Source organism: Pseudonocardia asaccharolytica DSM 44247 = NBRC 16224, from assembly GCF_000423625.1.
GTDB classification, from domain to species: domain Bacteria; phylum Actinomycetota; class Actinomycetes; order Mycobacteriales; family Pseudonocardiaceae; genus Pseudonocardia; species Pseudonocardia asaccharolytica.
This window is the reverse complement of the sequence record NZ_AUII01000012.1, coordinates 1-17,282: the sequence shown is the minus strand read 5'-3', so window position 1 is coordinate 17,282 and position 17,282 is coordinate 1. Positions and strand designations below refer to the sequence as shown.

Sequence of the window (17,282 nt, the reverse complement as noted above, 5' to 3'; positions counted from 1 at the left end):
CTGTCACCGGCCTGAAGGCCGGAGCCTGCGCGCTACGTTCCCCGGTCACCGAGGGACGCCGGTGAGCCCTGGCCTCGGGTGCGGCCGGCGGGCTCGCCGGACAGCGCCTGCAGCTCGACGGTCCGGGCCAGGTCGCCGGGGCCGACGAGGCCGGCGAGCCTGCCGTCCCGCTCGACGAGCACGAGGTCGCGCCCGGGCACCAGCGGCCGGCTCAGGATCTTCTCCAGCGGGGTGTCCTCGCCGACGACCAGCTCGGCGGGCTGGCGGCGCATGACGCTGCGCACCGGGACGTGGACGCGGTCGGGCGCCGCGACGGCGGCGAGATCGGCCAGCCCGACCACACCGGTCGCCTGCCCCTGCAGGTCCACGACCGGGAACACCCGATGCTGGGGGCCGTGGTGGGTCATCAGCTGATCGACGAAGGCCTGCACGGTCCACCAGCCGGGCGCGACCTGCGGCTCCCGGTTCATCACATCGCCCACCCGCAGGCCCGCCACCTGTCCCGCCACCATCTCGTGCCTGCGCTCACCGGCCGCAACGCCAGCCAGGAACCAACCGACGAGCAGCAGCCACAGACCGTCCCCTCGCCCGCCCAGCACGAGCAGGATCCCCAGGCCCGCGAGCAGCGCGCCGAGGAACTGTCCCGCGCCGGAGGCGATGCGGGTCGCCCGCTCGCGGTCGCCGCTGCGCCACCAGATCAGCCCGTGCAGCACCCGGCCGCCGTCCAGCGGGGTGCCGGGCAGCAGGTTGAACACACCCAGCATCAGGTTGATCGAGGCCAGCCAGGACAGTGTGGCCGCGACCAGCGCCGAACCACCGGAGCCGACCGTCAACCACGATGCCGCCGCGAACAGCCCGGCCAGCACGAGGCTCACCATCGGACCGACCAGTGCGATCCGTACCTGCATACCCGCGCGCTGTGGCCGGTCGGCGAACTCCGCGACGCCCCCGAGCAGCCAGATCGTGATCCGCCGCACCTCCAGCCCGTTGCGGCGCGCGACGACCGCGTGGGCCAGCTCGTGCGCGAGCAGCGACAGGATGAACGCCAGCGCCGCCGCGCCGCCCGCCGCCCAGTAGGTCGCGGCGCTGCGCCCCGGCACGAGCATGGGGAGAACCGTCATCGCCAGCAGCTGCCCCAGCAGCACGACGCCGATCAGGGCCGACCAATGCGCACCGACGGGAACCCCGCCGAACCGCCCGAGCGGTATCGTGCCCCGCATCATTGCCTCCCCTCAGCCGGCTGGCGCGCGGATACCTGCCGAGCATCTCGCCGGCCTCGACACTGCCGCCGCGGACCCTCTGCGGCGATCGACCTCCCGATGGTCGGCCGGCGGCGGCGGAACCGGGCAGGGGCGCAGGACCCGGGCCCGCCCGCCGAAGGTCGGTACCGGCGGCCGGAGGGCCGCCGCGCCCCGCACCCGATGACGAAGGGCCCTACCACCGGCGCCCGGCCGAGGGCATGGTGGTCGGCAGCGGGGCCGCACGAGATGGAGAGCCATGCACCCCTCAGCCATCCTGGAGCAACAGCACCTCGGCTCGGTGGTCGTGCTCAACGGAGCCGAGATCCCCGGCTGGGTGGAGCGCTGGTGTGCCGCGGCCGGACGGGAGCTCGTGCTCCGGTCCCCGGCGGCGCGTTCGGCGACGTTCACCGAGCCCGCGGTGGCGCAGCGGGCCAGGCTGATCGCCGAGCTCGCCGGTCACACCGTGCTGGTGGCGCACCCAGCGCCGGCCGCCACGGGCCGGCCGCAGGTCGTCGCCGCCGTCCGGGAGCTACCCGACGACGCCCAGGTCCTTGCAGACGCCGCCGACGCCGCGGCTCACCTCGGCGCCGTGCTTCATCTCGTCCACGGCGTCCCCCAGTCCTTCGCCGAGCGCAGCGTGGGTCTCGACGCCGCCGTCGAGCGCGGACGGCGGGTCCTGGCGGCGGGCATCGACGCGCTCCGCGCCCACGCCCCCGGGGCCACGGTGACGGCCGAGCTGGCCCGGGCCCATCCGCACGAGCTGGTCGGCGAGGACCTCGACGCCCAGCTGCTGGTGATCGGCGGACCTCGCATCCGGCGGCCCCGCATGCTCGGCCTCGTCGCCCGCTCCGCGCTCGCCCACGCGCCGTGCCCGGTCCTGTTCGTCCCGCGACCGGGGTGAGCGGGGGATCACCCTCGCTCGGCACGCTCCGGCGGGTCCGAGGGATGCAGATCGAAGATCGCGGCCCTGACCTCCCGCACGATCTCGTCCAGTTCCGCGACGGCGTGCCGGACGTGGTCGTGGACGTCGGGGAGCTGGGTGCGGCTGAGCGCGCTCTGCAGTCCCAGCCCCGTGGCGAACAGCCGCTGGATGATGTGGTCGTGCATGTCGCGGGCGATCCGGTCGCGCTCGGCGAGCACCGCGACCTGGCGCTGGGCCCGGCTCTTCTCGCCCACCTCCAGCACGAGCGTGGCCTGGTCGGCGAACGAGCGCAGCAGCGGGATCACCGCGGGTGAGAAAGCCTCGGCCCCGGGACTGCGCACCGCGACGAAGACCCCGGTGACTCCTTCGTCGCGACAGACCGGGACCGCGACCGCCGGGCCGGGACGCCGCTGGTGGCGATCCGGATCCCCGGGCAGCCCGACGGCGGCCTCGGCGAGCACCGGGGCCCGGCTCTCCAGCACCTCCCGGATCGGCGTGGAGTCCTCGTCCAACCCGACCGCGGCGCCGGATCGGGCGCCGAGCTCGAACCGGCCCGACGGGTCGGGCACGAGCATGATCACGGCTGCTGCGGACCCGGTCAGCTCCTGGGCTCGCTGGGCGATCAGCTGCAGGGCGTCCTGATCGGTCGCCCCGGAGAGCAGCTCGCCGAGGATCTCCGCGGAGGCCTCCAGCAGGAGCCTGCGGATCCGGCCCTGCTCGAACTGCTCGGCGTTGTGCACGGCGATACCGGCCACGGCGGCAAGGGTCTGCGCGACCACCTCATCGTCGGCGGTGAACGGGCCGCCGTCCGCCTTCTCGGAGAGATGGAGATTGCTGTGGAGGCGGTCGCCGACCCAGATCGGGACGGCGAGGAAACCCCGCGTCGGGACGGAGCCGGACCTGCCACGGTCGTCCAGGCCCGCGTTCACGAACCGGGACACGTCCCCGTTCGGGGCGAGCACGGCCAGCGACCCGCACCGGGCATCGATCACCTCGACCGCCGCCTCCACGATCCGGCGCAGCGTCGTCTCCAGCTGCAGCCCGGACACCACGTCCAGCACGGCACCGAACAGTCCCGGCATCCGGTCTGCGGCCGGCGCGGTCTTGACGAGCCACTCCGGTACCTCGTCGGGCCGCAGGCCGGGCAGAACCGTCCCCACGTCCGGTCGGACGGCATTCGACTGATCGTTCACGCTTGTCTCGTCCTCCCCGGGATTCTCGGCCGTTGCGGCGGGCGCCTGCTGCCGTCCCTCCGCCGCCGATCAGCACTGATCCACTGTCGTCCTCCGACGGCGTCCCCGACGACGGGCGGAAGCCCCGGTCCGCAGGGCCGGACGTCACCTCGATCGGACGGCGGGCGGCGCGGGCCGACCCGGTCGCGGTCGCGGCGGGCCGGTCAGAATCAGAGCACAGCCCAGCCGTCCCAGAAAGGAAGCCGCCCGACATGCTCCTGCACGATGAACGCGTCCAACTGGTGGAGTACTGCCGCCGGATGCAGGCCGACGAGCTCACGGTCGGCACCTCGGGGAACCTGAGCGTGCGTTCCGGGAACCACATCGCGATCACCCCGAGCGGGGTCCCCTACGCCGAGCTCACGCCCGAGTCGATCTGCGTGCTCGACCTCGCCGGCAATCGTGTCGAGGACGGGCTGGAGCCCTCCACCGAGGTTCCGATGCACACCCAGGTCTACGCGCAGACCGACGCCGTCGCGGTGGTGCACACCCATCCCCTCTACGCCTGCACGCTGTCCGCGCTCATCGACGAGCTCCCCCCGGTGCACTACATGATCGCGCTGCTCGGCGGGCCGGTGCGGGTCGCGCCGTATGCGACCTTCGGCAGCCCGGAACTCGCCCGCAACAGCGTGCGCGCGATGGCCGGCCGGTTCGGTGTGATCCTGCAGAACCACGGCGCGACCACCTACGGGGACAGCCTGGCCAAGGCCTACACCCGCAGCGTCTACCTGGAATGGGTGTGCCGGATGTACTACCAGGCCCGGCTGCTCGGCGAGCCCAACCTGCTGCCGGCCGAGGAGATCGAGCGGGTCGCGGCGAAGCTCGACAGCTACGGACAGTCTGCGGCAGCGAGACGACGAGGCTGAACGAGGTTCTACGAGCGACCACGAAGGCCCCGACATCGCCTCTCACCGCGGGCCGGCAACTTCCGGGCCCGCACATCCGTTCTCAGATCGCGCGGCCGACGACCGGAAGGGGGACCGCGATGGGCACGGCCGGAATGGTGCTGGGCTGGTTACTGCTGGCGTTCGAGGTGGTCCTGATCGCGCGGCTGGTGGTGGACTGGGCAGGGGTGCTCGTCGGCAGCGGCGGCGGCTGGCAGCGGCAGGCGCGGCGGGTCACGCACACCGTGACCGAGCCGGTGCTCGCGCCGGTCCGCCGGGTACTGCGCCCGGTGCAGGTCGGGCCGGTCGCGATCGACCTAGCGCTGCCGGTGGTCTTCATCCTGGTGGTGGTGCTGCGGGCCATCGTCGTGACCTGGTGAGGCGCGTCGCCCCGAGCCGGCGGGCCGCCCTCGGCGCCGCCTGCGCAGAATCCAGGGCCCGAGTCCCCACAGACAGACGAAGATCGTGAACGCGACGCTCGCGGCCACCAGCCCCGGCACGAAGCCCAGCACGACGTCGAAGATCAGGAGCATGACGAGCACGACGGCCAGCCCGAGGAACGCCAGCCCGATCAGCGCGAACCACTGGCCCGCCGCCACCAGCGGGCGGCGGGCGCGCTGCCGGAACAGGATCCGGTGCATGCTCACCGGCGCGATCAGCAGCGCCGTGGCCCCCGCCGAGCACGCCAGCGCCACCAGGTAGACGGTCCGCTGGTAGCCCGACATCTCGACGAACCGCTGCTGGAACGGGACGGTGAGCAGCAACCCGGTCAGCAGCTGAACGCCGGTCTGCACCACCCGCAGCTCCTGGAGCAGGTCCGTCCAGTTGCGGTCGAGGCGTTCGGCCTCGGTCTCGTCGCGCTCGTAGTGGTCCACGTCGGTGTCCTGCCCGGGGTGGTCGGCAGCGGTGTTCATCGGCAGGTCAGCTCCCGCAGCCCGGCCAGCAGCCGGTCGACATCGGCGTCATCGGTGTATGGGGCCAGCCCGATCCGCAGCGCGCCGCCGTCGCCGAGCCCGAGCCGCCGCGACGCCTCCAGCGCGTAGAACGAGCTGGCCGGGGCGTTGACGCCGCGCTCGGCGAGCTGCCGGTAGGCCCGCTGCGGATCGCAACCGGCGAAGCTGACCAGCAGCGTCGGGGTGCGCCGCGCCGCCCGGGAGTGCACGACGATGCCGGGCAGCTGCGCCAACGCGGCCTCGATGCGCCCGCGCAGCGGCCCCTCGTGCGCCTGCACCGCGGCCATCCCGGCCAGCACCCGCTCGCGGCGCGGCCCCTCGGCCGGCCCGCCGAGCCCGGCGAGGAACTCCACCGCCGCCGTCGTCCCGGCCAGCAGCTCGTAGGGCAGGGTGCCCAGCTCGAACCGCTCCGGCACGACGTCGGTGGCGGGCACCAGCTTCTGCGGGTGCAGCGTCGCCAGCAGCGCCGGGTCCGCGGCGAGGACCCCGCAGTGCGGGCCGAGGAACTTGTACGGGGAGCAGACATAGAAGTCGGCGCCGAGGGCGGCCACGTCGACGGGCGCGTGCGCGGTCAGATGCACCCCGTCGACGTAGGTGAGCGCTCCGGCGCGGCGCGCGAGCGCGGCGATGGCCGGCACGTCGGGCCGGGTGCCGATGAGGTTCGACGCCGCCGTCACGGCGACCAGCCGGGTGCGGTCGGAGAGCTCCGCGGCGACGTGACCGGGCGTGAGCTCGCCGCAGGCCGGGTCGAAGTCGGCCCACCGCACGACGGCGCCGACAGCCTCGGCGACATGCACCCACGGCCGGATGTTGGCGTCGTGGTCGAGCCGGGTCACGACCACCTCGTCGCCCGGCGCCCAGGTCGCGGCCAGCGTGCGGGCGATGTCGTAGGTCAGCTGGGTCATGCTGCGGCCGAACACGATCCCGGCAGGGTCGGCCCCGAGCAGATCGGCCATCGCGGCCCGCGCCCCGACCACGATGTCGTCGGCCGCGCGCTCGGCGGCGGTGTTCCGGCCGCGGTTGGCCAGCGGCGAGGTCAGCGCGCGGGCCACCGCCTCGGCGACGGTATCGGGCACCTGGGAGCCGCCCGGTCCGTCGAAATGGGCGAAGCCGGCGGCCAGGGCCGGGAAGCGGGCACGGACGGCGCGGACGTCGTAGCTCACCGGGCCAGCCTCGCACGCGCCAACCCCGTTGACCTGAACACGGGTGCAGGGCCCAGGCTGGTCGTCGTGAGCGTCCCCGCCGAGATCCCCGACAGCGCCGTCCGCACCGCCGTCCGCACCGAGCTGTTCGGGCCCGCCCGGCGCGCAACGACGATCGGGCTGGTGCTGCTGATCAGCCTGATCGCGTTCGAGGCGATGGGCGTGGGAACCGCGATGCCCGCGATCGTCGCCGATCTCGGTGCGGTGTCGCACTACGCGTGGCCGTTCGTCGCGTTCATGGCCTCGGCGGTGATCGGCACCGTGCTCGGCGGACGGTGGTGCGATGTCGCGGGCCCGCGGGTCCCGCTCGTCGTCGCGCCCACCCTGTTCGGGGCCGGGCTGATCGTCGCGGGCACGGCGGACGGCATGGGCCAGCTGCTCGTCGGGCGGTTCCTGCAGGGACTGGGCGCGGGCGCCCAGGGCGTCGCGGTGTACGTGCTGGTGGCGGCGGTGTACCCGCAGCGCGTCCGGCCCGCGGTGTTCGGCCTCATCTCGTCCGCCTGGGTGCTGCCCGCCCTGATCGGGCCGCCGGTGTCGGGAATCGTGACCGAGCGGCTGTCCTGGCACTGGGTGTTCCTCGGGCTGGTGCCGGTGGTGCTGCTGGCGGTCGCGCTGGTGGCGCCGGCGGCGCGCAGGCTGGGCCCGCCCGATCCCGGCCGGGCGACGCCACCGGCCCGCCGCGGGTTCGCCCTCGCGGCGGTCGGTGCCGCGGCCGGGGTGTCCGCGCTGAGCTGGGCCTCGCAGCAGACGAGCACGCTCGCCGCCGTCGTCGCGGCCGGGGCGGCGGTGCTGCTCGTGCCGTCGATGCGGCGGCTGCTCCCGGTCGGCGTGTTCCGGGCCCGCCGGGGCGTCCCGACGCTCGTCGCGGCGCGCGGGCTGCTCGCCGGCACCTTCTTCACCGTCAACTCCTACCTGCCGCTGATGCTCGCCGACACCCATCGCTGGTCGCTGACGATGGCCGGGGTCCCGCTGCTCGTCGGTTCGCTGGGTTGGTCGGCCGCGGCGGCGTGGCAGGGCCGCCACCCCGGACTGGCCCGGCACCGGCTGCTGCGCGCCGGGTTCTGCCTGCTCGCCGCGGGCACCGCCGGGATGCTGCTCGTCGCCCCGGCCTGGGGCGTGCCGTGGCTCGCCGCACCGCTGTGGGCGCTGGCCGGGCTCGGGATGGGCCTCGGCTTCTCCTCGGTGGCCTACCTGCTGCTCGCCCAGTCCGCACCGGGCGAGGTGGGGTTCCACTCTTCGGCGGCGCAGCTGTCCGACCAGCTCACGACCGCGCTGATGATCGCGGTGGGTGGTGGGCTGCTGGCCTTGTTCGGCTCGGCGGCCTCCGCATTGCCGGTGCTGGTGGCCGGGCTGACCGCGATGGCCGTGATCGGCGTGCTGGTCGCGGGCCGGACGGCCGGGGAACACCCGGACGTCAACCCAGGGTGAGCAGCTGCTCGTAGAACCCGCCGATCTCGCGGTGCCGGTCGACCAGATGCACCTCGAGGATCCAGTGGCAGCGCCGGCCGGACCGGTCGACACGCCGCATCGGGGTCGGGTTGCCCGGGGCGATATAGCTCTCGATCCGCTCGCCGTCGATGAGCTCGTGCGGGAACTCCCCCAGCAGATGCCCGCAGTGCGGGCCGCCGAACTCCCAGCCCGCGTCGGCCGCCAGCCCGGCGATGTACCCGAACAGTTCCTGGCCCGTCACCTGCGGATGGGTGTCGAAGTAGGAGCGACCGGCGTCGAAGATCCGGGGCAGGTCGTCGCACAGCCGTCGCTTCACCGGATCATCACCGAGCACGAACGTCCGCCCCAGATCGGCCTCCCACTCGGCGAAGACCGGCCCGAGGTCGAGGAACGCGATGTCGTCGGCGCCGATCTCCCGGTCCGGTGGGTTCTCCCGGTAGGGCTGCAACGTGTTCGGGCCCGACCGCACGATGCGTTTGTGCCAGTGCCTCCGGGTGCCGAACAGCTCGGCGCCCAGATCGCGCACCTCGGCGCTGAGGACCGATTCCCGCACGCCGGGCCGCACCAGCCCGCGCCGGGTGATCTCGTCGAACAGCGCGATGGCCTTGTCCTGCGCCTCGACCAGCGCGCGGGCCCGCGCCTGTTCGTCCACCCCTGCGACATTCACGCGGTCACCCTAGGCGGATACTCGTCATGTTGACTTCCTCCCCACGCCTGAAGGCGGGGGATTCCCGCAGTCACCTGCGGGGGTTCCTCTTTCACCGGGACGTGCCCGGCGGTTGCCTACGCGGGTCTCACCGTCCCTCCGGAGGCAGCAGCGACCAGCCCGGCCGCCGTATCGATGTGCTGCGCGGCGTTGAGGTCCCGGTCGTGCCGGGTGCCGCAGCCGGGACAGGTCCACTGTCGTGTCCCGAGCGAGAGGTGAGCGAGCAGATGCCCGCACGAGCGGCACGTCTTGCGGGACGGATACCAGCGGTCGAGCACCACGAGCTGACGCCCGGCGCGGACCGCCTTGTAGGCGAGCATGGCCCGGAACTCGCCCCAGCCGACATCGGAGATGACCTTCGCCAGGCAGCGGTGGCGGACCATGTTGACGACCGCGAGGTCTTCGACCCCGATCCGGTCGAAGCGGCGCACCAGGCCGGTGGAGGTTTGGTGCGGGAAGTCTCGGCGGGCGGCGCGGACCTTCGAGTGGGCGCGCGCAACCTTTTGTTTCGCTGTGGCCCAGTTGTGGGAGCCCTTCCGGCTGCGTGCCATGCGCCGCTGGTAGCGGGCCAGGTTGCGCTCCCGCTTCGCCAGAGGGCGCGGGTTCACGATCCGGGCCCCGGTGGGGCACCCCGCGAAGTCGGTCACGCCGAGATCGACGCCGACGGTCTCCCCGGTGGCGGGGAGCGGGGTGGGGTCGGGTTGGTCGACGTCGGGCCACGACCACGCCACCCTCAACGGAGCCGACGTCTTGGCCAGCCACAACCCGTCGGGCTTGATCCGGAACGCCGAGCGGGTGTAGGGCGCGGACTGGCGGCCGCGCCGGGTTTTGAACCGCGGGTATCGGCCACGGCGGGCGAAGAAGCTCTGGAACGCGTTGTGCTGGTGGCGCAACGTCTGCTGCAGCGGCACCGAGGACACCTCGGACAGGAACGCCAGCTCGTCGGTGCGTTTCCACGCGACCAGCGCGGCGTCGGTCTCCCGGTACGAGGTGGGTCTCTTCTCGACGGTGTACCGCTTCTGCCGCGCGGCGAGGGCCCGGTTCCAGACGACGCGGACGCACCCGAACGTGCGGCGCAGCAGCGCCGCCTGCTCGGGGCCCGGGTAGGCCCGGACCTTGTACGCCGTCCTCACGAGATCGAGTTCACCGTGGAGGCGCAGTTGAGTAAGACAGGGCACTCCGATTCCTCCCCATGGCTGAAGCCAGGGGCTTCCTCGGAGTTTCCTCGGTGAACCCGGCGAACCGAGTGATCGCCCGCGACGGCGCGCACGAGATCGAGATCCAGCGTTCCCGGTTCCTGTGCAGCCTCGCACGGGTGGGCGACGAGGAGTCGGCGGCCGCGTTCATCGCCGGGATCCGTAAACAACACTGGTCGGCCACGCACAACTGCTCGGCCTTCCGGGTCGGCCCCGACGGCGCCATCGCGCGCTCCAGCGACGACGGCGAGCCCGCGGGCACGGCGGGGGTGCCGATGCTGGAGGTGCTGGCGCGCCGCGGCCTCACCGACACCGTCGCGGTCGTCACCCGGTACTTCGGCGGGACCAAGCTCGGTGCGGGCGGGCTGGTCCGGGCCTACGGCAGGGCGGTCGCGGAGGCGATCGACGCGGTGGGCACCCTGCGCCGCGCCCGGTTCGCCGTCCTCGAGATCGCCGTCGGGTACGCCGAGGCCGGCAGGCTGGAGCACATGCTGCGCGCAGCCGGGCATCGGATTGCGTCGATCGACTACGGCGGGCAGGCGCGGTTCACCGTCCACGTTCCGCTCACCGGGGCCGACGGCACCGCGCAGTTCGACGCGTGGCTGGCCGAACAGACCGGCGGCGCGGCGGCCGCGGTGCCGGCCGGGACCGTGGATCTCGACGTGCCGGACTGAGCGGGCCCGGTCACGCCGGCTGCAGCCGGGCACCCAGCGCGACGGCGACCGGATCCGGGGCGTCCCACCTGGCCACCCCCTCGACCGCGCGCACCCACTGCACGCCGCGGATCGCGTTGGTGAGAAAGACGCCGTCGGCGGCGGGAAGCTCGTCGAGGCGCGGCGCGTCGAGGTCGTAGCGGCGGCCCGCCGCGTCCAGGGCGTCGAGCATCGCCTGCCGCGCCGTGCCGGGCAGGATCCGCCCATCCAGCGGCGGGGTGGCGACGATCCCGCCGCGCGCCACCGCGACATTGGAGCGGGTCGACTCCAGCAGCAGGCCCGCCGGGTCGACGAGCAGCGGCAGGACGCCGTCCGGCAGCGCCGCCTCGATCCGGTCGATCCAGCCGCGGTCGGCGAACTTGTGCGCGGCGCCGGACGCGACGCGGACCGGTCGCAGCACCAGGCCCGGCTGCGTGGTCACCGGGAGCGGCGGCGCCCAGTTGCGGGCCACCACCTGCACCCGGTCGGGACGTTCGGGGCGGGCGTCGACCCGGACGCGCAGGTACCCGGGGCGGTCCGCGATCGCCGCGGCGATCGCCCCGCGGACGTCGGCGGTCAGCGCGCTCCGGTAGAGCTCCCGGTAGGAGCGGCGCAGCCGGCGCAGATGCGTGTCGAGCCGCCGCGGCCGGCCGTCGGCGACGAGCAGCGTCTCGAAGATGCCCTCCTGCGGGCGTGCCGGACCCGCCCGCTCCCCTGCCGCACCCACCGACCGCATCACCCGCGATCTCATCACGGCGACCGAAACGCAACACGATCGGTGTCAATCGGGGCCGTACGAGCTGGGATCATGTCGGGTGAGGACGGGACGGGGACACCACCGGTCGATGCCCACCCGTCTCGGTGAGTGACGGGGGGGGTCGACAACGGTGACAGAGCGTGCGGGTAGCCACCTGTGGAAGGGCTCGCCGCGGCGCCGCCGCGGGCCGCTCGCGGTGGTGATCTCCGCGCTGGTGATCGCGGCGCTGATCGGTGGGGGCGCAACGGCGGCGGCCCGCTCCTCGCACCACGACCCGGCACCTGCCCCCGCCCCGGCGGTGGTCGCGCCGCCGCTGCTCCAACCCGCCGACGGGACCGCCGACGTCAGTCCCAGCGCCCTCGTGCGCGCCGAGACCGGTGCCGGAACGCTGCGCGGGGTCGGTCTGACCGACGCGGAGGGCGTCGCGGTGCCCGGCACCCTGTCCCCCGACCAGCGGCAGTGGACGACGACCGCTCCGCTCGACTACGACAGCACCTACACCTGGAGCGGCTCCGCTGTCGCCCCCGACGGCACGTCCGTCCCGCTGACCGGAACGTTTCACACCGTCGCCCCCACGAAGCTGGTCAAGGCACGGACCAATATCGGCGACGGGCAGACGGTCGGCATCGCGGCACCCATCGAGGTGCGCTTCAACCGGCATCTCGACGACGCCGCGAAGGCCACCGCCGAGCGGGCGCTGAGCGTGCAGACCTCGGTTCCGGTCCTGGGCGGCTGGGCCTGGCTGCCCGATACGGCCCAGGGCTCCCGGGTGCACTGGCGGCCTGCCGAGTACTGGACGCCGGGCGCCACCGTGCGGATGACCGCGCGGCTGTTCGGCCTCGACCTCGGCGACGCCGGCTTCGGTGCCGCGGACCTGACCAGCGAGTTCACCATCGGCCGCAGCCAGATCGTGAAGGCCGACGTGAACAGCCACCGGTTGGTCGTGATCCGCGACGGCCAGCAGGTCATGGATCTGCCGGCGAGCTACGGGCTGGGCAGCGACCCGAACCGGGTCACCCGCAGCGGCATCCACATCGTGATGGGCAAGGCCGAGACCGTCCTGATGTCCAATCCCGCCTACGGGTACGTGAATCTTCCCGAGCACTGGGCGGTGCGGATCTCCAACAACGGGGAGTTCATCCACGCCAACCCGGCGTCGATCTGGGCGCAGGGAGAGCGCAATGTCACCCACGGCTGCATCAATCTGTCGACGAAGAACGCCAGGGACTACTTCGCCACCGCCCTGTACGGCGACCCCGTCGAGGTGACCGGCAGCAGTGTCGCGTTGTCGGCGGCCGACGGCGACAACTACGACTGGACGATCCCCTGGGAGCAGTGGCGGTCGATGTCGGCACTCGGAAACGCGTAGTCGGACCGGAACTGGTCGCGAGCGCGAACGGCATCGCTTCGCACCGCGGGCGACGGCTCGTCCACCCGAACGGGCGCATCGCCGCTCGACGGCGACACCCGTGCGCATCTCGACGCGCGGTTCGTCCGGCTCGACACTGGCCGCCTGCGGTCGCATCCGGAGAGGGGGCCTCCCATGACGAGCGCCTCGCACCACGTCCACGGTCGGCGCTGCTACTGGGATCACACCCGGTGCGGGTGGGTCTGCCGGGACGAACCGGCGAGGCAGACCGGTCCGGCCGAACAGGCCGCGGCACCGGGAGCCACGGGGCCGCGACCGGACGCGCCGCCGATGCCGGCGGCCCGGTCGGCCTCGCGGGCCTGACCCGACGCTCGCGCCTCGCGGCCCGCGAGCCGGACGGAGGGGAGACTCACACCTTTTAATTCGCTTGCATCACTTTAAGAAACATACTGATTAGGCCACCATGGCGAGGACCATCGAAGGCGACCCGCGGAGGCTGGACCCCCATGGCATGGGACTTTTCGACCGAGCCCGAGTTCGAGGCGAAGCTGGAATGGATGCGCGGGTTCGTCCGCGACGAGATCATCCCGCTGGAGACCCTCGACCTCGACCGCGAGACCTTCGCCCGCATCACCGCGCCGATGAAGGAGGAGGTCAAGGAGCGTGGGCTGTGGGCGGCGCACCTCCCCCCGGAGCTGGGCGGCGGCGGGTTCGGGCAGGTCAGGCTCGGCCTGATGCACGAGATCCTCGGCCAGTGCCGCTTCGCACCGGGCATCTTCGGCAACCAGGCTCCCGACTCCGGTAACGCCGAGCTGTTGGCGATCGGCGCCAGCCCGGAGCAGAAGGAGCGCTGGATGCACCCGCTGCTGCGCGGCGAGCTGCGCAGCAGTTTCTCCATGACCGAGCCGGGCGCGGGCGCCGACCCGACGATGCTCACCACCCGCGCCGTCCTCGACGGCGGCTCCTATGTCATCAACGGCCACAAGTGGTTCTCGTCGAACGCGAGCGTCGCCGACTTTCTCATCGTCATGGCGGTCACCGACCCCGACGTCTCGCCCTACCGCGGCTCTTCGATGATCATCGTTCCGGTCGACACCCCCGGCGTCGACATCGTCCGCGACATCCCGGTGATGGACCACGCCACGATCGGCGGCGCGCTCGAGGGCGGCCATGCCGAGGTGATCTACCGCGACGTCCGGGTGCCGCAGGACAACCTCGTCGGCAACCCCGGCGACGGGTTCCGGCTCGCCCAGCAGCGGCTCGGTCCGGGCCGCATCCACCACGCGATGCGCTGGCTGGGCCAGTCCCGCCGGGCGTTCGACATGCTTTGCGAGCGCGCGGTGAGCAGGCACGCGCACGGCTCCGCACTGGCCGACAAGCAGATGGTCCAGGACTGGGTCGCGCTGTCGGCGGCCGAGATGCAGGCCGCCCGGCTGCTGACGCTGCACGCCGCATGGACGATGGACCAGGTCGGCGCGTCGAACGCCCGCATCGAGATCGGGATGATCAAGTACTGGGGCGCGAAGGTGCTCCACGACGTCATCGACCGCGCGATCCAGGTCCACGGGTCGCTGGGCTTCTCCGGCGACCTACCGCTGGAGCACATGTACCGCGCCGCCCGCGCGGCCCGGATCTACGACGGCCCGGACGAGGTGCACAAGGAGACGGTGGGCCGGCGCATCCTGCGCGGCTACACCCCCACCGACGTGCCGACCGAGCACATCCCGACCCGCCGCGAGGCGGCGCGGCGCAAGTTCGCCGGCTACCTGGAGGCCGCCACCGCCAACCTCTGACATCCGGCCGGTTCTCCAACCCGTCACCGACGTATGTTCTGGTCATGACCGAGAACCAGCGGTTTGCCGTTCCCCCGGTCGGGCTGTGGACCGGTGCACTGGACACCGTGCCCGCGGCGCGGGCCCGCGAGCTGGCCGCGGAGCTGGAGGAGCTCGGCTACGGCACGCTGTGGGTCCCCGAGGTCGCGGGCCGCGACCCGTTCGTGCACCTGGCCCTGCTGCTGTCGGCCACGCGACGGCTCATCGGCGCCACCGGCATCGCGAACATCTGGGCCCGCGACGCCGTCGCGACCTCGTGCGCGACCAAGGCGCTCATCGAGGCCTTCCCGGAACGGGTGCTCGTCGGCCTCGGCGTGAGCCACCAGAACCTGGTGAGCGAGCTGCGTGGGCACAACTACGACAAACCGCTCACCGCAATGCGCACCTATCTCGACGGGATCGCGAACTCGCCCTACACCGCATACCGTCCGGCGACGCCGACGCGGTACGTGCTCGCGGCGCTGCGGCCGCGGATGCTGCGGCTCGCGGCCGAGCGCACCGAGGGCGCACATCCCTATTTCGTCACCCCCGAGCACACCGCACGGGCCCGCGAGGCGCTGGGCGCCGGGCCACTGCTGTGCCCGGAGCAGGCAGTGGTGCTCGAGACCGACCCGTCGAAGGCAAGGGCCATCGGCCGCGCCTACACCTCGGTCTACCTGTCCCAGCCCAACTATGTGAGCAACATCCTCGAGCTCGGCTTCGACCGCGACGACCTGCGCGACGGCGGCACCGACGCCTTCGTCGACGCGCTGGTGGCGTGGGGCGACGAGGAGCGGGTGTGCGCCCGGATCCGGGCACACCTCGACGCCGGCGCCGACCACGTCGCGGTGCAGGCGTTGCCCGCCGAGCGGCGCGGCCTGCCCGAGGCCCAGTGGCGCGCGCTGGCCGCCCCGCTCGCGGAGCTGGCGTGCGGCTGACCGTCGCGCGGTCCGGTCCCGGGTGGACCGGACCGCGCCGGTGGAGACCGCCCGGCGGGGTGCCGGGTCACGCCGCGCGGTGCTCGGCGGGCTCCTCACCCTCGACGGCCGGGGCCGCGGCGGCGCCGGCCGTCACGGGGATCCGCCTCGCCGCGGCGCCCGCGTAGGCGCCCGCGACGCGCACGCTCAGCACGCCGGCGTCGTACGAGGCACTGACCGCCTCGGACGTCACATGCGCCGGCAGGGTGAACGAGCGCCGGAACGAGCCGTACCGCAGCTCCCGCACGCTGTGCCGGGCGTGCTGCTCGGCCCGCTCGTCGCGGCGCTCCCCCCGCACGACCAGGCGGTCCTCGTCGACCTCGACGGTGACGTCCTTCTCCACGTCCAGCCCGGGTAGCTCGACCCGGACGACCGCGTCGTCACCGTCCCGGCTGACCTCGGCGGCGGGGACGAACCCGGAACGCGGGGGTATGGCCGGAGCCGCGTAGGCGCGGCGGAGCGCATCGAGCTCGGCGAACGGGGCGCGGTCGGCCCAGAGCCACAGGGTCATGGTGTCCTCCTCGAGACTACTTAGCCCTTGCACTTCACGAAACATGAGTCGTATCGACTCAATTCCCGAGGCTTCTGCCAGATTGACGGCGCTTCATACCCTGGCGACGTGTCTGCGCTCCGGCCCTCCGCCATCCCCGCCCGCCCGCTGCTGATCACCAGCGCACTGCTGGGTGCGGCGGCGACCCTGGCCAGCGCCGCGCGCGGGCTTCCCCTCGCGCTGGGCGCCACGAACGCACAGCTGCGGGCCGGCACCGCGGGCGCGGCGCGCGGCGCGGACGGCACCTACCGCAACACCGAGCCCAGCACCTGGCTGAGCCCCCGGACCGCGATCCCCGTGCTTGCCCTGCTGGCCCGCCGCGGGCGCACCGGCCGGCCGTCGCTGCCGGTGCCGCTCGCCCCGGTGACCTGCCCGGCCGCCGCGGACACGCTCGCGCTCACCTGGTTCGGCCACTCCACCGTCCTCGTGGAGATCGATGGGCGACGGGTCCTCGCCGATCCGGTGTGGGGTGAGCGGGTGTCACCCTCGCCGCTGATCGGCCCGCGCCGGATGCATCCGGTGCCGGCGCCGCTGGCCGAGCTGCCGCCCGTCGACGCCGTGCTCATCTCGCACGACCACTACGACCATCTGGACCTGCCGACCGTTCGCGCCCTGGCGCAGGCCGGCCAGACCCCGTTCGTGGTACCGCTGGGTGTCGGGGCGCATCTGCGCCGGTGGGGTGTGCCGGACGAGCGGATCATCGAGCTCGACTGGGGCGGCCGGACCCGCGTCGCCGGACTGAGCATCACCTGCGCCGAGGCCCGCCACTTCTCCGGTCGGGGCCTGCGCCGCGACACGACGCTGTGGTCGTCCTGGGCCATCGCGGGCCCCACCCGGAACGTCTACGTCTGCGGCGACACCGGCTATACGGCGGCGTTCACCCGCGCCGGGCGGCAGCTCGGGCCGTTCGACCTGGCGGTGCTGCCGATCGGCGCCTACAACGAGCGATGGCCGGACGTCCATCTCACCCCCGAGGACGCCGTGCGCGCGCATCGCGACCTGCGTGCAGCCGTGCTGGTCCCGGTGCACTGGGCGACGTTCAACCTCGGCTTCCACCCGTGGTCCGAGCCGGTGGTGCGATTGCTCCGCGCGGCAGAGGACGACGGAGCCCAGCTCACGGTCCCGCGTCCGGGGGAACGGATCGACCTCACCGCTCCATCACCGCTGCGGGACTGGTGGACCGCGACCGCGTGAACCCATTCACCTTTGGTTGCGATTTCACAGCTCGGCTGCGTCCGATGGAGTGGTAACGCGTCCGCCTTCGGCCGGCCCATTCGACAGTGAGCGTTTCTCAGTAGCGGCATGATCATGTTGTTCTGTCGTGTTCGATGTGCAGTAGCA

General features: G+C 73.1%; 17 protein-coding genes. 9 read left to right on the top strand and 8 right to left on the bottom strand.

Annotated elements, in window-relative coordinates:
* Positions 1 to 32 precede the first annotated feature (32 nt).
* Positions 33 to 1,220 carry a site-2 protease family protein gene (locus G567_RS0114285; RefSeq protein ID WP_161631706.1) on the bottom strand — a complete coding sequence of 396 codons (1,188 nt, stop codon included), beginning with the start codon at positions 1,218 to 1,220 and terminating at the stop codon, positions 33 to 35.
* A gap of 277 nt (positions 1,221 to 1,497) precedes the next feature.
* Here G567_RS0114285 and G567_RS0114280 point away from each other — a divergent pair, with 277 nt between their 5' ends.
* On the top strand, positions 1,498 to 2,142 hold the full coding sequence (locus tag G567_RS0114280; RefSeq protein ID WP_028930534.1) for a universal stress protein: 645 nt from the start codon (positions 1,498 to 1,500) through the stop codon (positions 2,140 to 2,142).
* An 8-nt stretch (positions 2,143 to 2,150) separates the two neighbouring features.
* Here the strand turns inward: G567_RS0114280 and G567_RS28830 are convergent, their stop codons facing one another.
* Positions 2,151 to 3,356 carry a GAF domain-containing protein gene (locus G567_RS28830; RefSeq protein ID WP_051233040.1) on the bottom strand — a complete coding sequence of 402 codons (1,206 nt, stop codon included), beginning with the start codon at positions 3,354 to 3,356 and terminating at the stop codon, positions 2,151 to 2,153.
* Between the two features lie 251 nt (positions 3,357 to 3,607).
* On the opposite strand from G567_RS28830, the gene G567_RS0114270 reads away from it, so the two are divergent.
* Both G567_RS0114270 and G567_RS0114265 read left to right on the top strand, forming a co-directional pair.
* Positions 3,608 to 4,261 carry a class II aldolase/adducin family protein gene (locus G567_RS0114270; RefSeq protein WP_028930533.1) on the top strand — a complete coding sequence of 218 codons (654 nt, stop codon included), beginning with the start codon at positions 3,608 to 3,610 and terminating at the stop codon, positions 4,259 to 4,261.
* A gap of 119 nt (positions 4,262 to 4,380) precedes the next feature.
* Complete coding sequence (locus tag G567_RS0114265; RefSeq protein ID WP_028930532.1) at positions 4,381 to 4,659, top strand: YggT family protein; 279 nt, start codon at positions 4,381 to 4,383, stop codon at positions 4,657 to 4,659.
* Here the strand turns inward: G567_RS0114265 and G567_RS28825 are convergent.
* On the bottom strand, positions 4,597 to 5,193 hold the full coding sequence (locus G567_RS28825) for a DUF6328 family protein (protein WP_051233038.1): 597 nt from the start codon (positions 5,191 to 5,193) through the stop codon (positions 4,597 to 4,599). The two genes, G567_RS0114265 and G567_RS28825, sit on opposite strands and share 63 nt — an antisense overlap.
* Entirely contained in the window at positions 5,190 to 6,395 is a 1,206-nt protein-coding gene (locus G567_RS0114255) for a cysteine desulfurase-like protein (protein WP_028930531.1), read from the bottom strand. The genes G567_RS28825 and G567_RS0114255 overlap by 4 nt, the downstream gene beginning before the upstream one ends.
* A gap of 66 nt (positions 6,396 to 6,461) precedes the next feature.
* Here G567_RS0114255 and G567_RS0114250 point away from each other — a divergent pair, with 66 nt between their 5' ends.
* Positions 6,462 to 7,862, top strand: a complete 1,401-nt coding sequence (locus G567_RS0114250) for an MFS transporter (RefSeq protein ID WP_245585653.1) — start codon at positions 6,462 to 6,464, stop codon at positions 7,860 to 7,862.
* Here the strand turns inward: G567_RS0114250 and G567_RS0114245 are convergent.
* Complete coding sequence (locus tag G567_RS0114245) at positions 7,849 to 8,550, bottom strand: M24 family metallopeptidase (RefSeq protein ID WP_028930529.1); 702 nt, start codon at positions 8,548 to 8,550, stop codon at positions 7,849 to 7,851. The two genes, G567_RS0114250 and G567_RS0114245, sit on opposite strands and share 14 nt — an antisense overlap.
* Before the next feature lie 116 nt (positions 8,551 to 8,666).
* Positions 8,667 to 9,722 (bottom strand): RNA-guided endonuclease InsQ/TnpB family protein, encoded by a 1,056-nt coding sequence (locus tag G567_RS28820; protein ID WP_211223930.1) that lies wholly within the window; start codon positions 9,720 to 9,722, stop codon positions 8,667 to 8,669.
* Between the two features lie 59 nt (positions 9,723 to 9,781).
* Between G567_RS28820 and G567_RS0114235 the strand changes: the two genes are divergently transcribed.
* Positions 9,782 to 10,459, top strand: coding sequence for a YigZ family protein (locus G567_RS0114235; protein ID WP_051233035.1), 678 nt, complete (start codon positions 9,782 to 9,784; stop codon positions 10,457 to 10,459).
* A 10-nt stretch (positions 10,460 to 10,469) separates the two neighbouring features.
* Here G567_RS0114235 and G567_RS0114230 read toward each other — a convergent pair whose 3' ends face one another.
* Positions 10,470 to 11,228: an aminotransferase class IV gene (locus G567_RS0114230; protein WP_084796152.1), complete on the bottom strand. Its 759-nt coding sequence runs from the start codon at positions 11,226 to 11,228 to the stop codon at positions 10,470 to 10,472.
* A 136-nt stretch (positions 11,229 to 11,364) separates the two neighbouring features.
* Between G567_RS0114230 and G567_RS0114225 the strand changes: the two genes are divergently transcribed.
* The 3 genes from G567_RS0114225 (at position 11,365) to G567_RS0114210 (ending at position 15,352) form a co-directional block, all read left to right on the top strand.
* A complete protein-coding gene (locus G567_RS0114225) occupies positions 11,365 to 12,603 on the top strand; it encodes a L,D-transpeptidase (RefSeq protein ID WP_028930526.1) in 1,239 nt (412 codons plus the stop codon).
* Positions 12,604 to 13,109: 506 nt separating this feature from the next.
* Positions 13,110 to 14,396: an acyl-CoA dehydrogenase family protein gene (locus tag G567_RS0114215; protein ID WP_028930524.1), complete on the top strand. Its 1,287-nt coding sequence runs from the start codon at positions 13,110 to 13,112 to the stop codon at positions 14,394 to 14,396.
* Between the two features lie 44 nt (positions 14,397 to 14,440).
* Positions 14,441 to 15,352, top strand: a complete 912-nt coding sequence (locus tag G567_RS0114210; RefSeq protein WP_028930523.1) for a TIGR03620 family F420-dependent LLM class oxidoreductase — start codon at positions 14,441 to 14,443, stop codon at positions 15,350 to 15,352.
* Positions 15,353 to 15,419: 67 nt separating this feature from the next.
* Here G567_RS0114210 and G567_RS28815 read toward each other — a convergent pair whose 3' ends face one another.
* Positions 15,420 to 15,902, bottom strand: coding sequence for an Hsp20/alpha crystallin family protein (locus G567_RS28815; protein WP_037057264.1), 483 nt, complete (start codon positions 15,900 to 15,902; stop codon positions 15,420 to 15,422).
* 108 nt (positions 15,903 to 16,010) lie between these two features.
* Between G567_RS28815 and G567_RS0114200 the strand changes: the two genes are divergently transcribed.
* Positions 16,011 to 17,135 (top strand): MBL fold metallo-hydrolase, encoded by a 1,125-nt coding sequence (locus G567_RS0114200; protein WP_245585652.1) that lies wholly within the window; start codon positions 16,011 to 16,013, stop codon positions 17,133 to 17,135.
* Positions 17,136 to 17,282 lie beyond the last annotated feature (147 nt).

What these genes read in the sequence shown, in the direction of transcription:
- G567_RS0114285 (WP_161631706.1), bottom strand. Translation starts at nt 1,220, where the DNA reads ATGCGGGGCACGATACCGCTCGGGCGGTTCGGCGGGGTTCCCGTCGGT.
- G567_RS0114265 (WP_028930532.1), top strand. Translation starts at nt 4,381, where the DNA reads ATGGGCACGGCCGGAATGGTGCTGGGCTGGTTACTGCTGGCGTTCGAG.
- G567_RS0114235 (WP_051233035.1), top strand. Translation starts at nt 9,782, where the DNA reads ATGGCTGAAGCCAGGGGCTTCCTCGGAGTTTCCTCGGTGAACCCGGCG.
- G567_RS0114210 (WP_028930523.1), top strand. Translation starts at nt 14,441, where the DNA reads ATGACCGAGAACCAGCGGTTTGCCGTTCCCCCGGTCGGGCTGTGGACC.
- G567_RS0114215 (WP_028930524.1), top strand. Translation starts at nt 13,110, where the DNA reads ATGGCATGGGACTTTTCGACCGAGCCCGAGTTCGAGGCGAAGCTGGAA.
- G567_RS28825 (WP_051233038.1), bottom strand. Translation starts at nt 5,193, where the DNA reads ATGAACACCGCTGCCGACCACCCCGGGCAGGACACCGACGTGGACCAC.
- G567_RS28815 (WP_037057264.1), bottom strand. Translation starts at nt 15,902, where the DNA reads ATGACCCTGTGGCTCTGGGCCGACCGCGCCCCGTTCGCCGAGCTCGAT.
- G567_RS0114270 (WP_028930533.1), top strand. Translation starts at nt 3,608, where the DNA reads ATGCTCCTGCACGATGAACGCGTCCAACTGGTGGAGTACTGCCGCCGG.
- G567_RS0114280 (WP_028930534.1), top strand. Translation starts at nt 1,498, where the DNA reads ATGCACCCCTCAGCCATCCTGGAGCAACAGCACCTCGGCTCGGTGGTC.
- G567_RS0114230 (WP_084796152.1), bottom strand. Translation starts at nt 11,228, where the DNA reads ATGAGATCGCGGGTGATGCGGTCGGTGGGTGCGGCAGGGGAGCGGGCG.